Origin of the sequence: Coxiella endosymbiont of Amblyomma sculptum, assembly GCF_009883795.1 — a bacterium.
Taxonomy (GTDB): domain Bacteria; phylum Pseudomonadota; class Gammaproteobacteria; order Coxiellales; family Coxiellaceae; genus Coxiella.
This window is the reverse complement of record NZ_CP033868.1, coordinates 574,003-592,329: the sequence shown is the minus strand read 5'-3', so window position 1 is coordinate 592,329 and position 18,327 is coordinate 574,003. Positions and strand designations below refer to the sequence as shown.

The following is an 18,327-nucleotide window of genomic DNA, read 5'->3' as shown; positions in this document are numbered from 1 at the left end:
TGAAAATATGGCATTCTAAAATTTTGAACGATTTCTGAGAATCTGTATTTTCAAAAATGTCTAAAATATTATGGTATAATTTTCTCGATTCAATCTAAATACAGTAGAAGTAACTCAATGACAGAATTTGCACACGAAATTGTTCCAATTCCTATTGAAAATGAATTAAAACAGTCTTATTTGGGCTACGCGATGAGTGTAATCGTAGGAAGGGCATTGCCTGATGTGCGAGATGGATTAAAACCAGTACATCGTCGAATTCTTTATGCAATGCACGCATTGAGAAACGATTGGGATAAAGCATACAAAAAATCAGCTCGTATTGTGGGAGATGTAATCGGTAAATATCATCCTCACGGTGATGTCGCTGTTTACGATGCGATTGTAAGAATGGCTCAAGATTTTAGTCTCCGTTATTTGCTTATTGATGGACAAGGAAATTTCGGTTCTGTTGATGGAGACGCACCTGCGGCCATGCGGTACACGGAAATTCGTTTGTCTCGATTTGCTCATACTCTAATGCAGGATATCGATAAAGAAACTGTAGATTGTATTTTCAATTATGATGAAACGGAAACGATGCCTTTGGTTTTACCTACTCGTGTCCCGAACTTACTGATTAATGGTTCTTCCGGTATCGCAGTGGGAATGGCAACCAACATTCCTCCCCACAATTTAAGTGAAATTATTGACGCTACGCTAGTATTGATCGACAATTCGGATTTAACTGTAGAAGAACTAATGCACTATATACCCGGGCCAGATTTTCCAACTTTAGGAATTATCAATGGCCGCAGTGGTATTGTCGAAGCTTATAAAACAGGACGGGGGCGTATTTATGTACGCGCAAAAGCTGATATTGAAATTACGAAGAATGGCCGTTCGCAAATTATCGTCTCTGAACTTCCATACCAAGTAAATAAAGCGCGGTTATTGGAAAAGATTAAAAAATTGGTATATGAAAAAAAAATTGAAGGAATTTCCGCATTGCGCGACGAATCCGACAAGTGCGGTATGCGAATAATGATTGAGATAACACGAGGTAATCATGCTGGAGTTGTGCTCAACAATTTATACGCTCAAACCCAATTAGAAACTGTGTTTGGAATTAATATGGTGGCTTTAAGAGAGAATGGACAACCGTGTGTACTGAATTTAAAGAAACTATTAAATGCTTTTTTACAGCATCGTAGAGAAGTTGTAATGCGCCGTACTTTGTTTGAATTGCATAAAGCTCGTTCTAAAGCACACATCTTGGAAGGATTTGGAATTGCACTAACCAATATCGACGAGGTAATCGTCGCGATTAAAAAAGCACAAACCCGAAAACTTTCTGAAGGAAATTTATTAGAAAAAGTATGGAAGGTTAAAGAATCTGATCTATTACAAAAGTTTGGAAATGACCGCGTTCGTCCGGAAAATTTAGATTCGAAATATGGATTAAAAACTGACGGATATCACTTATCTTTGTCGCAAGTACAAGCTATTTTAGATTTACAACTGCATCGATTGACTGGCCTTGAAAGTAAAAAAATTCGTGAGGAATATGTTTCTCTTTCCAATCGAATCGATACATTAACTTCGATTATCTCAGATTCCGATAAATTACACGAAGTGATTCGAGAAGAATTAATTGAAATCAAAACCCAATTTGGCGATGCGCGTCGTACCAAAATCCTTCATACAAAATCAAATCTAGAGGATAAAGACCTAATTCCTAAAGGATATCTAATTATAATACTATCCTGTAGTGGTTATATTAAATCACAATCGATAAACACTTATCGCGCTCAACACCGAGGAGGGCGCGGTAAGATAGCTACAGCAGTAAAAAATCAGGATTCTGTTGGAAATATCCTAGTAGCAAATTCACACGAAACAATTCTGTGTTTTTCAACTTATGGGAAAGTGTATGAACTCAAAGTTCATCAAATACCACAAAGTAATCGAATTTCATACGGATTTCCAATTGTTAATTTGCTTCCTTTAGATAAGGATGAATATATTTCCGCTATGTTGCCTACGTATCATTGCAATAAGGATCTTTTTGTCTTTATGACCACAACTAAAGGTTTTGTAAAAAAAGTCGTATTATCCAAATTTCTTCAGCCTCGTGTAAGCGGAAAAATTGCGTTGACTTTGAAAAAAGGGGATCGACTGGTAGGAGTGGATATTACAGACGGGAAAAAAGAAGTGATGCTTGTGACCAATGCAGGAAAAGCCATCCGATTTCATGAAAGAGAAGTGCGTGTAATGGGACGAGCGGCGCGTGGAGTATGTGGAATTAAGCTGAAAGGAGACAATCAAAATGTGATTTCCTTAGTTGTTGTAAGAGAAAAAAGCTGTCTTCTGACAGCAACTGCTCATGGCTATGGACAACGTACAATCGTCAAAAATTATCGTTCGACAAGTCGAGGTGGTCAAGGCGTTATTGCCATTCGCGTTAGTCGTCGTAATGGAAATGCAGTTTCTGCTGTCCAGGTGGTTAGTAGCGATGAAGCATTTTTGATTAGTAAAAAAGGCATCTTAGTCCGAATTCGTACTGACGAAATTCCGCAGATGGGGCGAAGCACCCAGGGAGTTCGATTGATTGGGTTAGCACAAGAAGATACGCTTGCTGGAATGGAAATTGTCGAGAAAGAATAGAGTTTGATTAAGGATAAATAAGAAAGATACGGAAAATATGTCTTTGATAAAGGGAGGACTGTTAGAAAAATTTAGCGGAGTAATCAAAAAAGTTCCTTAAAACTTTGTATGTTGCGCATTTATAATTTTTCAGCCGGGCCATCTATGTTGCCAGAAACAGTGCTTCTCGCAGCACAAGCCGAATTGTTGAATTGGCACGGGGTTGGAATGTCGATAATGGAAGTCGCGCATCGCGGTACAGAATTCAAAGAGATCATAGAAGAGTCGGAGCGAGATCTTAGAGATCTATTAGATATCTCTAGTGATTATCAAATTCTTTTTATGCAAGGTGGTGCTCGACTACAATTTTCTATGATACCGATGAATTTAATGGGAAAGTATAAAACGGCAGTTTATATTGATTCTGGAATTTGGTCTCAGAAAGCGATTAAAGAAGCAAGACGCTACTGTAATCCTCAACTAGCAGCAAGCGCTAAACAGTTTCGTTATACAACTTTGCCTAACCAAACCGATTGGAATATTCCTGAAGAGGCTGCGTATTTATATTACGTCAGTAATGAAACGGCAAACGGAATGGAATTTCCTTTCATTCCTGAAACGGATCTAACGTTAGTATGCGATATGTCGTCAAATTTATTATCCTGTCCTCTTGATGTATCAAGATACGGATTAATTTTTGCTTGTGCTCAAAAAAATATCGGAATATCAGGATTAACAATCGTAATTATTCATAAAAATTTGTTAAATCGGACGCCTCTTCTAGGAACCCCAAGTTTTTTACACTACGCTTTACACGAAAAAGAACATTCTTTATGGAACACACCCCCTACGTTTGCTTGGTACATTTCTGGTTTAATTTTTAAATGGATAAAAAAAGAAGGCGGTGTTTCGGAGCTTGCTAAACGTAATGATCGAAAATCGCAAAAGCTCTATAAGACTATCGATAAAAGTAATTTTTACTGTAATACAATCGATCCCCGTTTTCGTTCACGGATGAATGTCATTTTCACACTAACAAACAAAAATTTGAATGCGCTTTTTCTAGAAAAAGCTTTGGAGAATGGGCTGACCAACCTAAAAGGCCATCGTCTGTTGGGTGGTATGCGAGCTAGTATCTACAATGCGATGCCAGAATCTGGAATCGACACTCTAGTCGATTTTATGCAAACATTTGAAAAAAAGTACGGTTAATTAAAAAAGATACGATAGATAATGCATTACTGTATTACTCCATCGAACAATTTAAGTGGAGAAATTACCGTTCCTGGCGATAAATCTATTTCTCATCGATCTACGATTCTAGCCTCTATTGCTGAAGGGCAAACACGAATAGATGGTTTTTTGATGGGAGAAGACAATCTTGCTACAGTAAAGGTTTTTCAAAAAATGGGGGTTGTTATTAAGATAGACAGAGATAAGAACGTGTTATTAGTATGTGGAGTGGGAAAATACGGACTAAATATTCCATCTGGAAAATTGGACTGTGGAAATTCAGGAACGTCTATCCGTTTATTAGCTGGATTGTTGTCCGGTCAATCATTTACTACTAATCTCACAGGAGACCTTTCTTTACAGAATCGTCCTATGAAGCGTATTATTGACCCGTTGGTGCGGATGGGTGCGAATATTGATTCAAAGGGGATTTTTCCTCCACTTAAGATTTTTGGAAATCCTAACCTGAAAGGAATTCATTACCATTTGCCCGTAGCAAGTGCCCAGGTTAAGTCTTGTTTATTGTTGGCAGGATTGTATGCAAAAGGAGAAACTTGTGTTACAGAACTGATGCCTTCTCGGAATCATACCGAGCGGTTACTAAAGTATGTTTTTAAATATCCTATACAAATCAAAAACTTACGAACTTGTCTTTCCGGTGACGGACTGCTTAAAGCAGGAAATATCACTATACCGGGAGATATTTCATCAGCCGCTTTCTTCATTGTAGCGGCAACTATTACTCCAGGTTCCTGTATTTGTTTACGTCAAGTGGGTATTAATCCTACCAGAATTGGTATTATAAATTTGTTAAAAATGATGGGGGCGAATATTAAGATTGTAAAGTATCGGAAAAAAAATACAGAACCCATAGGAGACATTTTAGTTCGTCATGCCCAACTTAAAGGTATTAATATTCCAAGAAAGCAAATCCCTCTTGCTATCGATGAACTGCCTGTCTTGTTAATTGCCGCTGCTGCTGCACGAGGAAAAACCCTATTGCGAGGCGCAGAAGAATTGAGAATTAAAGAAACCGATCGAATCTCTGTTATGAAAGAAGGATTGGAGAAATTGGGAATCAAAACAACGTCATTTTCCGACGGTCTTATTGTGCAAGGAGGGGAATTCCAGGGCGGAACGATTTCCAGTCATCATGACCATCGCGTCGCTATGGCATTTTCGATTGCGGGCATTACAGCACGATCCGCTGTATACATCCGAAATTGCGAGAATGTGAAAACTTCTTTTCCCAATTTTGTTGAATTGGCGAAAAAACTAGGAATGAAATTGAAAGTTTTTCTTTAATATCTGATCGAAAATCACTGCCGATTCTATCGGTAGCACAAAATTCATGGAAAACTTAGAAAAAACAACTCCTCCGGTTATTACAATTGACGGTCTATCCGGTTCTGGAAAGGGAACAGTAGCGTTCAGAATTGCACAAACTTTGCGTTGGCACATTTTGGACAGTGGAATTATTTATCGTGCGGCAGCTTGGGCGTTTCTTCACTATAAAATTCCTATAAAGGATCGACGAAGTGCTGTACAATTGCTAAAAAGACTTCAAATAGTTATCGAGAATTGTCTTACAGACAAAAAGACTAAAGTGAGTTGTGACGATTACAATATTACAGAAGTTATTCGAACTGAAAAGTACAGCAAATTAGCTTCCAAAGCTGCAGAAATTCCGGAAATTCGACAAGCCTTTCTTCAGTATCAACGTAATTTTCATCGATGGCCTGGATTGGTGTCGGATGGTCGTGATATGGGAACTGTTATTTTCCCCAGCGCTCCTTTCAAATTTTATCTTGATGCCAATCCAAAAGAACGAGCGCGTCGACGTTATAAGCAGTTGCAAGAAAGAGGAATTGATGTTAGCCTGCGTGAGGTTCAGGAAAATTTGGAGGAACGTGACTTTCGCGACATTAACAGAGTTTTTTCTTCTGCCGAACCTGCAAGGGATGCCTTGGTTATTGATACAACTAAGTTAAGCGTAACGGAAGTTTTTGATATAGTTATATGTTCTATATCAAAAGGGAGATTCTTCGATTTTCTGGAAAAGAAAAGGGGGTAATCTGCAGTGTGTTGGTATGGTCGATAAGAAAACGCAACGTGATCTGTGTATGAACGAAAATTTTGCTGATTTGTTTGAAAAAAGTTTGGAAAAAACCGATCTTCGTCCGGGAGCTCTTATCGAAGCTACTATCGTCGAAATAAAGCCTGAATGGATCATTGTTGATGCTGGCCTTAAATCGGAAGGTGTTATACCTATTTCCGAGTTTTATCACGAAGAGATCCATATAGGTGATAAAGTAGATGTAGTAGTTGATACTCCCGATAATGGTTTTGGGGAGACCCGATTATCGAGAGAAAAAGCGCGTCGTACAAAGGTTTGGAGTCAACTTGAAAAAGCTTATAAGACTGAAGAATTGGTTAAAGGAAGAATTATAGAACGGGTTAAAGGCGGATTTACTGTAGAAATTAGTCCAATTCGGGCTTTTTTACCCGGTTCTTTAGTAGATATTAAGCCTATTCGAGACCCCGATTCTCTTAGAGGCACTGAACATGATTTCAAAATTATCAAGATGGATCGTTATCGAAATAATGTAGTTGTTTCACGACGTGCTGTAATGGAAGCTGAATCTAGTGCTGAGAGACAAGCTCGACTTTCGGAACTGCAAGAAAATCAAGAAATTGAAGGCGTTGTTAAAAACATTACAGATTATGGTGCTTTTGTGGATTTAGGAAGTATCGATGGATTATTGCATATCACCGATATGTCTTGGAAACGTATTAAGCATCCTAGCGAACTACTCAATATAGGCGACAAAGTTCTTGTTAAGATTCTCAGATTCGATCGAGAGAAGAATCGGGTCTCGCTAGGCATGAAACAACTGACCGAAGATCCGTGGATGAATATTACGAAGCGCTATTCCGTAAACACTAAAGTATCTGGAAAAGTGACGAATATTACCGATTATGGATGTTTTGTACAATTGGAAGATGGTGCGGAAGGATTGGTACACGCTTCCGAATTAGATTGGACTAACAAAAACATTCATCCTAGTAAAATAGTACAATCTGGTAAAGAAGTCGACGTTATGATACTGGAGATCGATGAAGAACGCCGTCGTATTTCATTGGGGATGAAACAGTGTAAGTCCAATCCATGGAGAGAATTTGCTAGAAAACATCAAAAAGATGAAGAAATTGTTGGAAAGGTTCGTTCTATTACTGATTTTGGTATATTCGTTGGATTGGAAGGCAATATTGATGGTCTTGTACATATATCCGATATTTCTTGGTCAAAAGATAGCGAGATAGCTATTCGCGACTATAAAAAAGGTGATGAAGTAAAAACTGTTATTTTATCGATTGATCCGGATCGTGAGAGAATCTCTCTCAGTATCAAAAAACTCGAGGAAAATCTCTTAGAAGAATTTCTTAAAAGACACGATAGGGATACAATCGTGCAAGCCAGAGTAAAAGAAGTAGAAAGTAAGAAAGCTATTTTAGAATTATCTGATCAGGTGTTTGGGCAAATGCATGTGGCAGACTACACATACGATCATATAGAAGATCTAACGAAGGAACTCAATACAGATGATAAAATCTTGGTTAAGATTATCGGTGTAGATCTTGCAAATCACCTTATCCGAGTATCTCACAAAGCTGCAAAAAATTTGATGAATCAGGAAGATCATTTTACATCAGTGATGACAAGTTCTGATATGCCGACAAAAACCACTTTAGGTGATCTTCTTAAAGAACAAATGCGAAAGGAAGAGAATAGGTGATCGTTGTCTCATTTCTATGTTGTATTTTTTAATACATTGGTTTCTTGTTTCCGTCTGCAGTAAAGTGTGTAATTTCTTGATCCAAAATTGTGATCTGTTCAACAATCTGCTCAGATTGGTATTACAGAATAGAGATAGAACAAGAAATAACAGAAACAGATATGAAACAAAATGAACCTAAAATTATTGTAGCTATTGACGCCAATACTCGTGAAGAAGCCTATACACAAGTGCAACAGTTAGATCCCAAATTATGTCATCTCAAGATCGGAAATGTTTTATTTACACGATACGGGTTTCCTTTTATAGAAGAATTAATGAAAAAGAATTATAAAATCTTTTTAGACTTGAAGTTCCACGATATTCCAAAAATTGTTGCCGATTCCTGTCGTAATGCCGCTCTGTTAGGTGTTTGGATGATAGACGTACACGTTTTTGGAGGGCGTATCATGTTAGAGACTGTAATCGATATATTGCATACAGTAAGGATAAAACCTCTTGTCGTTGGCATTACGATTTTGACCAGTTTGGATACTGAGGATTTTAAATCGCTAGGAATCAATAATAATATCTCTTCTGTAGTGTCTTGCATGGCGGAACTTGCTAAGGAATCTGGTCTCAACGGAGTAGTATGTTCAGCAAACGAAGTGTCTCTTTTACGAAAACAACAGGGTAAAGAATTTTTGCTAGTGACACCGGGGATTCGATTGTCTTTCGAAAAGAAAATCGATCAGAAGAGGACTGTGACTCCAGAAGACGCTATTAAAGCAGGCAGTGATTATCTAGTTATTGGTCGATCTATAGTTCAATCTTTAAATCCCGGAGAAGCTCTACAAAAAATTACCAGTTCGATTTCAATTGTCGCTACTACCACAAATATCACTCCCGCCTAAGAAAATTTTTAGTTAAAAGATTATCAAATAATTTTCATCTGTTCTGTTTTGACTCAGTATAACTTTATGGCAAAAGCAGCTATCAGTTTCCTGATTTTAACTGATTTTTATAAAATGCACTTAATATAAACTTGCTGAAAGATACGAATCGGTCAAACTACGAAACGCAATCTGACACTCTACTCCTTGTTGGATTTTTTAGGAAATCCGTATATAGTCTAGTTGTAGAAATCTAGGGGCCCCATCATGAGGAGTGTTTGTGCCAATTATTAGATCTTTAGCCGTTCAACCCAAGCCTTTTTACTTCATCTTTTTCCTAGAAATCTGGGAACGATTTGGATTTTATGGTGTACAGGCGCTATTGGTCCTGTATATGGTGCAAAAATTGGGTTATCAAGACAGCCATGCTGATTTTTTGTTTGCAGCTTTTAGTGCCTTGGTCTTTTTATTGCCTTGTTTGGGTGGGTATATTGGCGACAAAATATTGGGCACTAAGAGAACGATTTTGCTAGGAGCAATAGTATTGTCGTTAGGCTATCTAATATTATCTTTACCGAAAATTTCTAGTCGACATTTTTCACTGCCATTAGCCTTTATTGCAGTTGGGGTAGGCTTATTTAAAGCTAATCCTTCAAGCTTGCTCTCGAAAGTGTACGAAGAAACGCCTCACAATTTAGACAGTGGATTTACTTTATACTATATGGCTATTAATATGGGAGCGGCCATTTCAATGAATCTTACACCCATTTTAAATAGATTTTTTGGTTGGCATGTAGCTTTTTCCGTTTGTTGCGCCGGAATGATCCTCGCTATTTTAAATTTTTTTATCATGCGAAAAGCTATATTTGATATTGGATCTGAACCGGACCAAGCGCCTTTTCGATGGGATTATTTTGGATATGTCTTATTAGGAATCGTCACATCGGTTATTATGAGCAATTTTCTACTTAACCACTATCAAATTGTTTCTTGGCTTCTCTCTGGTGGAACTATCGTACTGCTCTCCATTTACCTGATGCTAATTGCCAAGTCAGCACCAGAAGAACGTAAAGGAATGTTTTTGTTTATGATTCTGTTTTCTCAGGCTATTGTTTTTTTTGTACTATACTTCCAAATGCCAACTTCATTGTCGCTATTTGCTTTGCGAAACGTTCGCCATTCAATTCTGGGCATTCCTATTCAACCGGCTCAATTTCAAATGCTTAATTCATTTTGGGTGATGACAATGAGTCCAATAATGGCTTGGTTTTATCAGAAATGGCATAAATGTGGTCGAGATTTGTCCTTGCCGACCAAGTTCTCATTAGGAACGTTGATGGCCGGATTAGCTTTCTTATTTCTCCCATTGGGTTCTCTTTACAATCATCATGGAGTAATTTCCGGTATGTGGTTGGTCCTGTCTTATTGGCTACAAAGTACCGGAGAGCTTTTAGTAAGCGCTCTTGGATTATCTCTGGCCGCTCGCTATGTGCCACAACGATTTATGGGTTTCACTATGGGCCTTTGGTTTCTCTGTGTTTCAGTTGCAAGTATCATCGCCGGTAAAGTAGCTAGTATCGCCAGTGTTTCTGCTAAAATTTCTACAGATCCGTATTTATCATTACCTATTTACAATCATCTTTTTACAAAAATTGGTCTAACTACAGTCTCTATTTCCTTTGGAATGTTTATCTTGGTTCCTCTTTTAAAGAGACTGACAGAAAACGATCGGCAAATGATAAAATGAATACAAGAACGGAAAAATAGAACAATAATCTATGTTTTTTTTTCCTTTGTGTTTTTGAAAAATTCCAGAAAAATCTTCTCGTCGATTATTGGAACATTTAGTTCTTTCGCCTTATCGGATTTTCTGCTATTGTTCAAATTGTTTCCAATGACTAAATAGTCAGTATTTTTTGATATACCGCTATTCACTTTTCCTCCAAAGAATTGGAGTCTTTCTCTTGCTTCGTTCCGTGTCAAACTTTTTAGGGTTCCAGTGAATACAAAAACCTTTCCCGTGATTTTTGATAAAGTTTCTGTATTTTCTGAACAGGAAACTCCAAGTTGAATCAATTCATCAATCAACGCAATATTTCTTTTCTGTTGAAAGAAATTGCTAATATTCTCAGCGGAAATTGGACCAATATCTTTAACAACTGATAATTGTTTTCTGGAAGCTTGCATTAAAAATTTAAGTCCACGAAAATGTTGTGCTAAAGTTTGTGCGCTCGTTACACCGATACTACGAATTCCTAGAGCGTATAAAAATCGGGGTAGAGTGGTCTTTTTACTTTTTTCAATGGATACTAATAAATTCCCAGTCAGTTTTTCTCCCATTCTAGAAAGCATCAAGAAAGAGGATTTCTTAAGTTTGTAGATGTCTGCTATATCTTTAACTATTTTTTTTTCAATAAGCATAGTTATCCATTTGTCGCCCAATCCCTTAATATTCATTGCTCGTCGAGAAACAAAATGTTTGATCGTTTCTCGTAATTGCGCTGGGCAGGATAAATTCCCGATACATCGAGCCACGATTCCATTCTTCGGTTTTACCACTTTCCTTCGACACGAAGGACAGAAATTAGGTATATTCACTATTTTAGCGTTCTTAGGTCGTTGTGTCGGCAAAGACATAACAACTTCCGGAATGACATCTCCAGAACGACGTATAACAACTGTATCGCCTATACGAACGTCTTTTCGGTGAAGTTCATCAAAATTGTGTAGAGAAGCTTTTCTGACCGTTACTCCTCCAATAGAAACAGGTTCTAGTTGTGCTACAGGTGTTACAGCACCGGTTCGGCCTATACGAAATTCAATGTTCTTTACAACTGTCATTTTTTCCTGAGTTGGGAACTTATAAGCCATTGCCCATCTGGGGGCACGTGAAGAAAAACCTAACGTTTCCTGTAAAGAGAGGGTATTGACCTTTATAACTATACCGTCAATGTCAAAAGGGATGATATTTCGAATTCTTCGAAAGTATGCATAGTATTCAAAACAACCTGAAATTCCTTTGATTACTTTTGCTCCAAGGAAAACCGGAATTCCCCATTTTTTAATTTTTATTAGAACATCACTGTGTTTTTTAGGTAAACTGCCTTCAGTTGCCCCCAAGACATAACCGTAAAACACTAAAGATCGACTTGCGGTGATTTCCGGATTTAATTGACGCAAACTTCCTGAAACAGCGTTTCTGGGACTCGCAAAAATTCTTGTTCCCATTTTTTGCGATTCGCAATTGATCCTTTTAAATTCTTTTCGTGACATCAAAACCTCTCCTCGTATCTCAACAAGTTTGGGAAAATCTCTACCTTGCAATCGTGAAGGAATTGTTGAAATGGTTCGAACATTCTGGATTATGTTCTCTCCAGTAACACCGTCACCACGCAGAGCGGCGCAAGACAATTTTCCGTCTTTGTACAACAAATTCAGCGCTACTCCGTCCATTTTAGGTTCACAAATGTACTCAATTAATTCATTCAATTTTAGTCGTTGTTGAACCCTCTTATCAAATGCGCGCAACCCAGATTCATCAAATACATGGTCTAGAGATAACATGGGAATTCTATGGGGCGCGGTTTCAAACATTTTTAACGGTTCAAGCGTTCCTACCCTCCTTGTAGGAGAAATAGACACGATCAACTCAGGGTGTTTGATTTCTAGCTGTTGTAGTTTATAAAAGAGTTTGTCATAGATCGCATCTGGGATAACGGGTCTCGATAGTACATAATACCGATAATTATGTTCATTAATTTCTCTACACAATCTATCGATCTGTTTACGAATCTTATCAAGATTCATCATAATTTTATTTCCTCAGCCAAGAATAGTTTTTTCAAACGATTTGATGCCTCAGTGTGCAACTCAGTTTTTGCAAAAGTTTCTTAATTTCTCATTTAGAAACGTTTAAGATATCATTAGCGTAGAGACTTACTATTCTTCATTATAACAATTTTTTAATCTTTATTTCTTGTTAAATATCATATAAATTTGCGTATTGATTAAGCTCTAAGCTATAATCCCACAGTGAAGCATGCGATAGAGGGGGTAGGGCTATGAAGTTTTTTGTTGTTATTCTTATCTTATTGGTATTTTTGGGTGTCTACGCTGTAGCGGCGTACAACAATTTAATTCTGCTAATAGAAGCAGTCCGCAATAATAATAAACAAATTGACATTCAGTTAGATCGCCGATTCAAAGTATTTGAATCCCTAGTCGAAGTCGTCAAGAAATATATGGATTATGAGCGCTCTACTTTAAAAGATGTAGTAGCATTGCGTAATCAAGCCCAGACAGCAAAGCAAGAAGGAGATAGCAGCGCCCGCATGAAAGCGGAAAATAAAATATCGATGATTTTCAGCGGACTGCGCATAGTATTTGAACAATACCCTGAACTCAAAGCAAATCAAAATGCAATGCAGCTGCAGGAAACGATCGTTAGTACAGAGAATAAGTTAGCTTATGCAAAGCAGGCTTATAACGATAGTGTCGAACGTTACAACGTTAAGAAAAAAATGGCTTTTCCTTCAATGATTGTTCGAACGTTTCCTGGAAAGTTGGATGTTTATTTTCCTTATTGGGAACTGTCTTCCGAAAAAATTCAGGAACAGGAAAGCTACAAAGTACGATTGTAAATTCTTCTTATTTACTTTCTCCAAAGAATTATTGGAATTATTGGAGGTTTCGTTATGAGAAACTACATCAACGATTTTGAGTCGACTGCGTTTGATTGGAGAGGTTCTTTGAAACGAAATCGAAGGAGGACTGTATTAGTTATTACCACTTTTGTATTGATATATCTTTCGATAGGGTTGCTCGTCGACTTGTACATTTACGCAGAACGTTTTCCTATGGCTACTCTGTTTCAGATTTTTACAGCGTTGATTACTTTAAAGATATTTCCGATCGCAGCATTCGTTACGGGATTGATTGCGGTGTGTTCTTTATGTACAACTTTTATTTTTCATCATAGATTGATGCTTCTTGGCACTAATTATAGAGAAATTACTCTAGATGAAACTAAAACTTTTCGAGAAGCGATGCTCTACAATGTGGTGGAGGAACTAAGGATCGCAGCAACTCTTCAGTTTATGCCTAAGGTTTACGTAATAGATGCGGATTACATGAACGCGTTCGCTAGTGGTTTTGGGGAGGGATCCGCAATGATTGCAGTCACCCACGGACTGTTAATGAAGTTGAATCGTGATGAACTAGAAGCCGTTATAGCACACGAAATTAGTCATATCCGACACACGGATATACGCCTCACTCTAATAGCTTCTGTTCTTGTTAACATTCTTCTAATATTTGTCGATATTCTTTTTTTCGGCGCTATTTTCGGAGGACGTTCTCGAGACAACGAAGCTCGAAATCAGTTGTTTCCTTTTATACTGGTGTTACGTTATCTATTGCCTTTAGCCACAATACTTCTAATGCTTTATTTGAGCCGGACTCGAGAATATATGGCTGATGCGGGTTCTGTAGGTTTAATACGAGACAACGAACCTTTGGCTCTGGCGTTGTTAAAAATCCAAGATGATCACATACAAAACAAGGAAAAATACTCGTTTCAATACAGACAAACTCCTCATGAAGGAGTTCGTCAAGCGGCTTATATCTTCGATCCAATCAAAGCAGGTATCGAAATTAGAAATTCATTAAACAATCTCTTTTCTACCCATCCTCCAATTGTAAAACGTTTGGCAGCTATCGGATATAAAATCATCAAAGAGCGATAAAGAGAGTGATTGAGGTGATTGAGAAGAGAATATCAATCGAGCGAAAAAAGTGTTTCATCTAGAAAAAACTTACTCAAAAGTTTTTTCGGGACAATCAAGTTCTTTGTCGATTTGTTGTGTATATTTCGTGAATCATTCGACTCAGTTGGTAAACGACCATGGCGTACATTTTATGAGGATTGTATTGCATGATAACGAAAAAATTTGGAAAAACGATCCAAAAATTCCTACAATTATTGCGCCGAAACAATGTAAGTAGTTCCTCTGTTGTATGAGGAAAAGAGTAGACAGCAGGAATCGGAAACAAGGACATTGTACCGCTGTTGTTCACACAGAGAACGATTCTGGATTTTTTTGCTTTTTCTTCTCTTTTCATTTCTGAAATGAACCGTAAAAAACCCTGAGAAGTAGAAAAGGAGTACGCGACAGGATATTCCTTCTTCCAACCATGAAATCTTAGAAAATTAGCAACACTAATAATAGCGTCGTCGTTGCTTTTTATGAGATTGATATGTTCTTTTTTGGAAGAATTCACGGCGAAATGCCGATAGGTACTAGGCATAAATTGCGAAATGCCAATAGCTCCTGCGTAGGAACTGTGTATCAACAAAATTGGCAATTTTTGTTCTTTGGTAAGCAAAAAGAATTGAATAAGTTCGAATAAAAAAAATCTAGCACGAGATTTGTAACAGAAGGCTAATGTAGAAAGAGTGTCTAAAGCGGAATAGTTTCCTGTGCATCGTCCATAATTGGTCTCGATTCCGATAATAGCCACTACAATCTCAGGCGGAATTCCGTATATACGATAAGCACGTTCTAAAACTCTCCGATGAGATTTCCAATAATCAACACCGTTCCGAATGCGTGTTTTTGTCAGAAAACAATCTCGATAAAAATTCCACGGTCTTTTTTCGTACGGATGGGTAATGTTATACATGACTTCTCGATTATATCTGGCATGAGATAGAATGCTGACAAGTTTCTTACGTTTAAATCGATAGTGTTTCACCATATATTCAACGAATACACGTGCTTTTGGGAGTAGTAATAAACCATCATCAGTAGGTTCGGATCTGGCGGTGGCTACCGTACTGCACAGAATCAAAGCATACGATAATATTTTCTGGAACCTTCTTAGAACTAAGAACAATATTAAAGTTTCCTATGCGTATGTATTGACATAATTATACCGAATCCAGCCATTGTAGTAACAATAGAACTTCCTCCGTAGCTGATGAGCGGCAAAGGTACACCTACGACGGGCAAAATACCAACAACCATCCCTATGTTAATTAGGGTCGACAAGATGAATGTTAAACTTAAGCTTCCGCTTAGTAAGCGACTATAGGTATCTTGGGCTTTTCTGCTTATGTATAGAAAACACCGAGAAAAAACAACTACAAATAGGAGAAGTAAGATAATACAACCGAAAAAACCAAATTCCTCGCCATTTACCGAAAAAATAAAATCAGTTGTGTGAACAGGTAGGAATTGAAAATGCGATTGTGTTCCGTGCAACCATCCTTTTCCAAATAAACCTCCAGAACCAAGAGCTATCTTTGACTGGATAATATGATACCCTTCCTTTAGCGGATCTCGTTCCGGATTGAGGAAAGTTAAAACCCGATTTTTTTGATAAGTATGCATAAATCTCCAAAATACAGGCGTACCCAGTACGATCAAAAAGAGAGAGACAGCAATTAATCTCCAACTCATTCCCGCTAGCAGTAATACGCATAGACCTGAGATTCCTATAATTACAGCTGTTCCCAAATCAGGTTGTTTTGCAATTAGAATAGCGGGAGATACTAACAAGATCAGAGAGAGAAACAGTGGTTTTACTTGAAGAGGCAATTTTTTATTGCTGAGATAGTAAGCGAGCATCATAGGTGTAGAAAGTTTCATAATTTCAGAAGGCTGAAAATGAAAAAATCCTAAATCAAACCAACGCCGCGCTCCTCTACCAGCGTCTCCAAAGATTAACACAAAAACCAATAAAAATATCCCAAAAATAAATACCGTAGGAGTCCATTGGTAGTAAAATCGCGGAGGGATATTAGAAAAAACAAGCATTGTTACAAAACCAATCAATAACCAAATTAACTGCTTAATCATAACACCCATATTTTGATTGCTAGCACTGAACAGAATCAAAAAACCGAATACAACAAGAACCAATACCCAAACTGTTAACCAAAGATCAATATGTAACGATTGCCAATTCGATCGAATAATTGGTTGTCTGTTGTATCTTATCATGTTGGATACAAGAAATTTTTTCATTTGTTGTGAGAATAGTGCGCAAAGTAATATTTCATAATTTCCCCTGTCATTTTATCGGCTAAGGCGCTGTGCTCAACAACTATCGCCATAGCGATCCGCGGATGCTCTTTTACAGGAGCAAAAGCGATAAAAAGATGATTATTGCGCAGTGGTTTAGGAATGCTTTTTCGGATTTTATCTTCATCACGTTGCCGACCGTAGATTTGAGCGGTGCCAGTTTTGGCTGCGACAGAAAATCCCAGATGTTTTTCAAAAAATTGCGCACTTCCCCAAGAAGTGTCAATTACGTCCTGCATACCACGAATTACTATATTCCAGTTGTAAGGATTTTTTAATACTACCGGAGATTTCACGATAGGCAGTTGGACTCGTGAATCACCATTTGGTGTAACGATTTTCAATAGCAACGACGGACGGTACCTGAGACCTCGTTCAGCTACAATACTAACAGCCTGAGCCAATTGCAAAGGCGTAACAAGAAAAAATCCTTGCCCGATACCTGTTTCTACAGTATCTCCCGTATACCAAGGGTATCCTTTGGATTTTTTCTTCCAATTTGGGGAAGGCACAAGACCAGAAACTTCTCCGGGTAAATCAATTCCTGTTAAATTTCCAAACCCAAAACGATGTAAAACATTATCAATTCGATCAATACCCAGGATTGCTGCCAGATGGTAAAAGTAAACATCACAGGAAACCGCAATGGCTTTCCTTATATCGACCCATCCATGTCCTTCTGGACTCCAATCGTGGTAAATATGATGGGTATTTGGTAATTGGAACCAACCGAAATCGTGGATTTGATATTGTGAAGTTATAACTCCTTCGTCTAAGCCCATTAACGCTAGAAATGGTTTAACAGTAGAACCAGGAGCAAATTGTCCTTGAATTGCTCGATTGTATAAAAGACGTTGGGGCGCACACGAAAATTTTCGGTATTCTCTTCGATTCAGTCCTAGTACAAAAAGATTGTCGTTAAAGCTCGGGTTGGTAACGAGAGCTAAAATTTGTCCTGTATTAGGTTGCATAATGACAACAGCCCCACTTTCTCTTCCTAGAATTTTCTTGGCTTCGCTTTGTAATGCGCTGTCAATGGTCAAATAGATATTGTTTCCAGGTATTGGAGGAATTTTCTTCAAAATATGTACAATTCTATTGTTTGCATTAATTTCAATCTTTTCAAAACCCATTTTTCCGTGTAGTTGTTTTTCGTAGTATTTTTCAACGCCAGTTTTTCCGATTATATCGTCAGAGGCATAATCTTCCGCATTGACTTTCTGTAATTCGCTAGGATTGATTTTTCCTACATAACCTAGAACATTACTGGCAATATCGGAAAACGGATAATAACGAATCATATGTATTTTGAGATGTACTGTAGGAAATCGATAACTGTTGACGTAGAAACGCGCAATTTCTTTTTCGGTCAATTTGTATTTTATAGGGATTGGTTGATGAGTACGGTATCGATACAGCGTACAATGAAATTTCTTTAATTCCTTATCGGAGATCGGAACGATATTTGTCAATTTTTTTAGAGTTTCGTTTAAATTTTTGGAATCTTTGGGAGTAATGACTAGTGTATAAGTTGGGATTTCCTTTGCTAAGGGTATTCCATTTCGATCAAAGATTAAACCTCGATTAGGATGTACAGGAACAATATTTAATAAATTTCGCTCAGCCAAGGAAGAGTAAAAACGATGATTTTTAACTTGCAGATAAAGCAATCGTCCTGTCAAAATAAAAATAAAAAATAGTGTGAAAAAAAACATA

Annotated in this window: 13 protein-coding genes; 9 read left to right on the top strand and 4 right to left on the bottom strand. The window is 37.6% G+C overall.

Features of this window, described 5'->3' with window-relative positions; genetic code table 11:
• The first annotated feature begins 117 nt into the window (after nt 1-117).
• The 7 genes from gyrA to EGQ50_RS02715 all read left to right on the top strand — a co-directional run bounded on the left by gyrA (nt 118) and on the right by EGQ50_RS02715 (nt 10,274).
• On the top strand, nt 118-2,646 hold the full coding sequence (gene gyrA / locus EGQ50_RS02745; protein WP_159748332.1) for a DNA gyrase subunit A: 2,529 nt from the start codon (nt 118-120) through the stop codon (nt 2,644-2,646).
• A 108-nt stretch (nt 2,647-2,754) separates the two neighbouring features.
• Nucleotides 2,755-3,837, top strand: coding sequence for a 3-phosphoserine/phosphohydroxythreonine transaminase (gene serC, locus EGQ50_RS02740; protein WP_159748330.1), 1,083 nt, complete (start codon nt 2,755-2,757; stop codon nt 3,835-3,837).
• 21 nt (nt 3,838-3,858) lie between these two features.
• Nucleotides 3,859-5,163: a 3-phosphoshikimate 1-carboxyvinyltransferase gene (gene aroA, locus EGQ50_RS02735; protein WP_159748328.1), complete on the top strand. Its 1,305-nt coding sequence runs from the start codon at nt 3,859-3,861 to the stop codon at nt 5,161-5,163.
• A 46-nt stretch (nt 5,164-5,209) separates the two neighbouring features.
• Nucleotides 5,210-5,932, top strand: a complete 723-nt coding sequence (gene cmk / locus EGQ50_RS02730) for a (d)CMP kinase (protein ID WP_159748326.1) — start codon at nt 5,210-5,212, stop codon at nt 5,930-5,932.
• A 16-nt stretch (nt 5,933-5,948) separates the two neighbouring features.
• The gene (gene rpsA, locus EGQ50_RS02725; protein WP_256375959.1) at nt 5,949-7,655 is read left to right on the top strand and encodes a 30S ribosomal protein S1; all 1,707 of its coding nucleotides are present in this window, start codon (nt 5,949-5,951) and stop codon (nt 7,653-7,655) included.
• Between the two features lie 161 nt (nt 7,656-7,816).
• Complete coding sequence (pyrF, locus tag EGQ50_RS02720) at nt 7,817-8,548, top strand: orotidine-5'-phosphate decarboxylase (protein ID WP_159748324.1); 732 nt, start codon at nt 7,817-7,819, stop codon at nt 8,546-8,548.
• A gap of 259 nt (nt 8,549-8,807) precedes the next feature.
• Nucleotides 8,808-10,274 (top strand): oligopeptide:H+ symporter, encoded by a 1,467-nt coding sequence (locus EGQ50_RS02715; protein WP_246168952.1) that lies wholly within the window; start codon nt 8,808-8,810, stop codon nt 10,272-10,274.
• 29 nt (nt 10,275-10,303) lie between these two features.
• On the opposite strand, the gene ligA is transcribed toward EGQ50_RS02715, so the two are convergent.
• A complete protein-coding gene (ligA, locus tag EGQ50_RS02710) occupies nt 10,304-12,337 on the bottom strand; it encodes an NAD-dependent DNA ligase LigA (RefSeq protein WP_159748320.1) in 2,034 nt (677 codons plus the stop codon).
• A gap of 251 nt (nt 12,338-12,588) precedes the next feature.
• On the opposite strand from ligA, the gene EGQ50_RS02705 reads away from it, so the two are divergent.
• Together EGQ50_RS02705 and htpX are read left to right on the top strand one after the other, a co-directional pair.
• Nucleotides 12,589-13,167, top strand: a complete 579-nt coding sequence (locus EGQ50_RS02705) for a LemA family protein (RefSeq protein WP_159748318.1) — start codon at nt 12,589-12,591, stop codon at nt 13,165-13,167.
• Nucleotides 13,168-13,221: 54 nt separating this feature from the next.
• The gene (htpX, locus tag EGQ50_RS02700) at nt 13,222-14,271 is read left to right on the top strand and encodes a zinc metalloprotease HtpX (RefSeq protein WP_159748316.1); all 1,050 of its coding nucleotides are present in this window, start codon (nt 13,222-13,224) and stop codon (nt 14,269-14,271) included.
• Nucleotides 14,272-14,365: 94 nt separating this feature from the next.
• On the opposite strand, the gene mltB is transcribed toward htpX, so the two are convergent.
• From mltB to mrdA, 3 genes are read right to left on the bottom strand one after another with little or no spacing between them, the layout of a single operon-like run.
• Complete coding sequence (gene mltB, locus EGQ50_RS02695; RefSeq protein WP_159748314.1) at nt 14,366-15,376, bottom strand: lytic murein transglycosylase B; 1,011 nt, start codon at nt 15,374-15,376, stop codon at nt 14,366-14,368.
• Between the two features lie 47 nt (nt 15,377-15,423).
• Nucleotides 15,424-16,530, bottom strand: coding sequence for a rod shape-determining protein RodA (gene rodA / locus EGQ50_RS02690; RefSeq protein WP_159748523.1), 1,107 nt, complete (start codon nt 16,528-16,530; stop codon nt 15,424-15,426).
• 20 nt (nt 16,531-16,550) lie between these two features.
• The gene (gene mrdA / locus EGQ50_RS02685; RefSeq protein ID WP_246168951.1) at nt 16,551-18,326 is read right to left on the bottom strand and encodes a penicillin-binding protein 2; all 1,776 of its coding nucleotides are present in this window, start codon (nt 18,324-18,326) and stop codon (nt 16,551-16,553) included.
• Nucleotide 18,327: the final 1 nt, after the last annotated feature.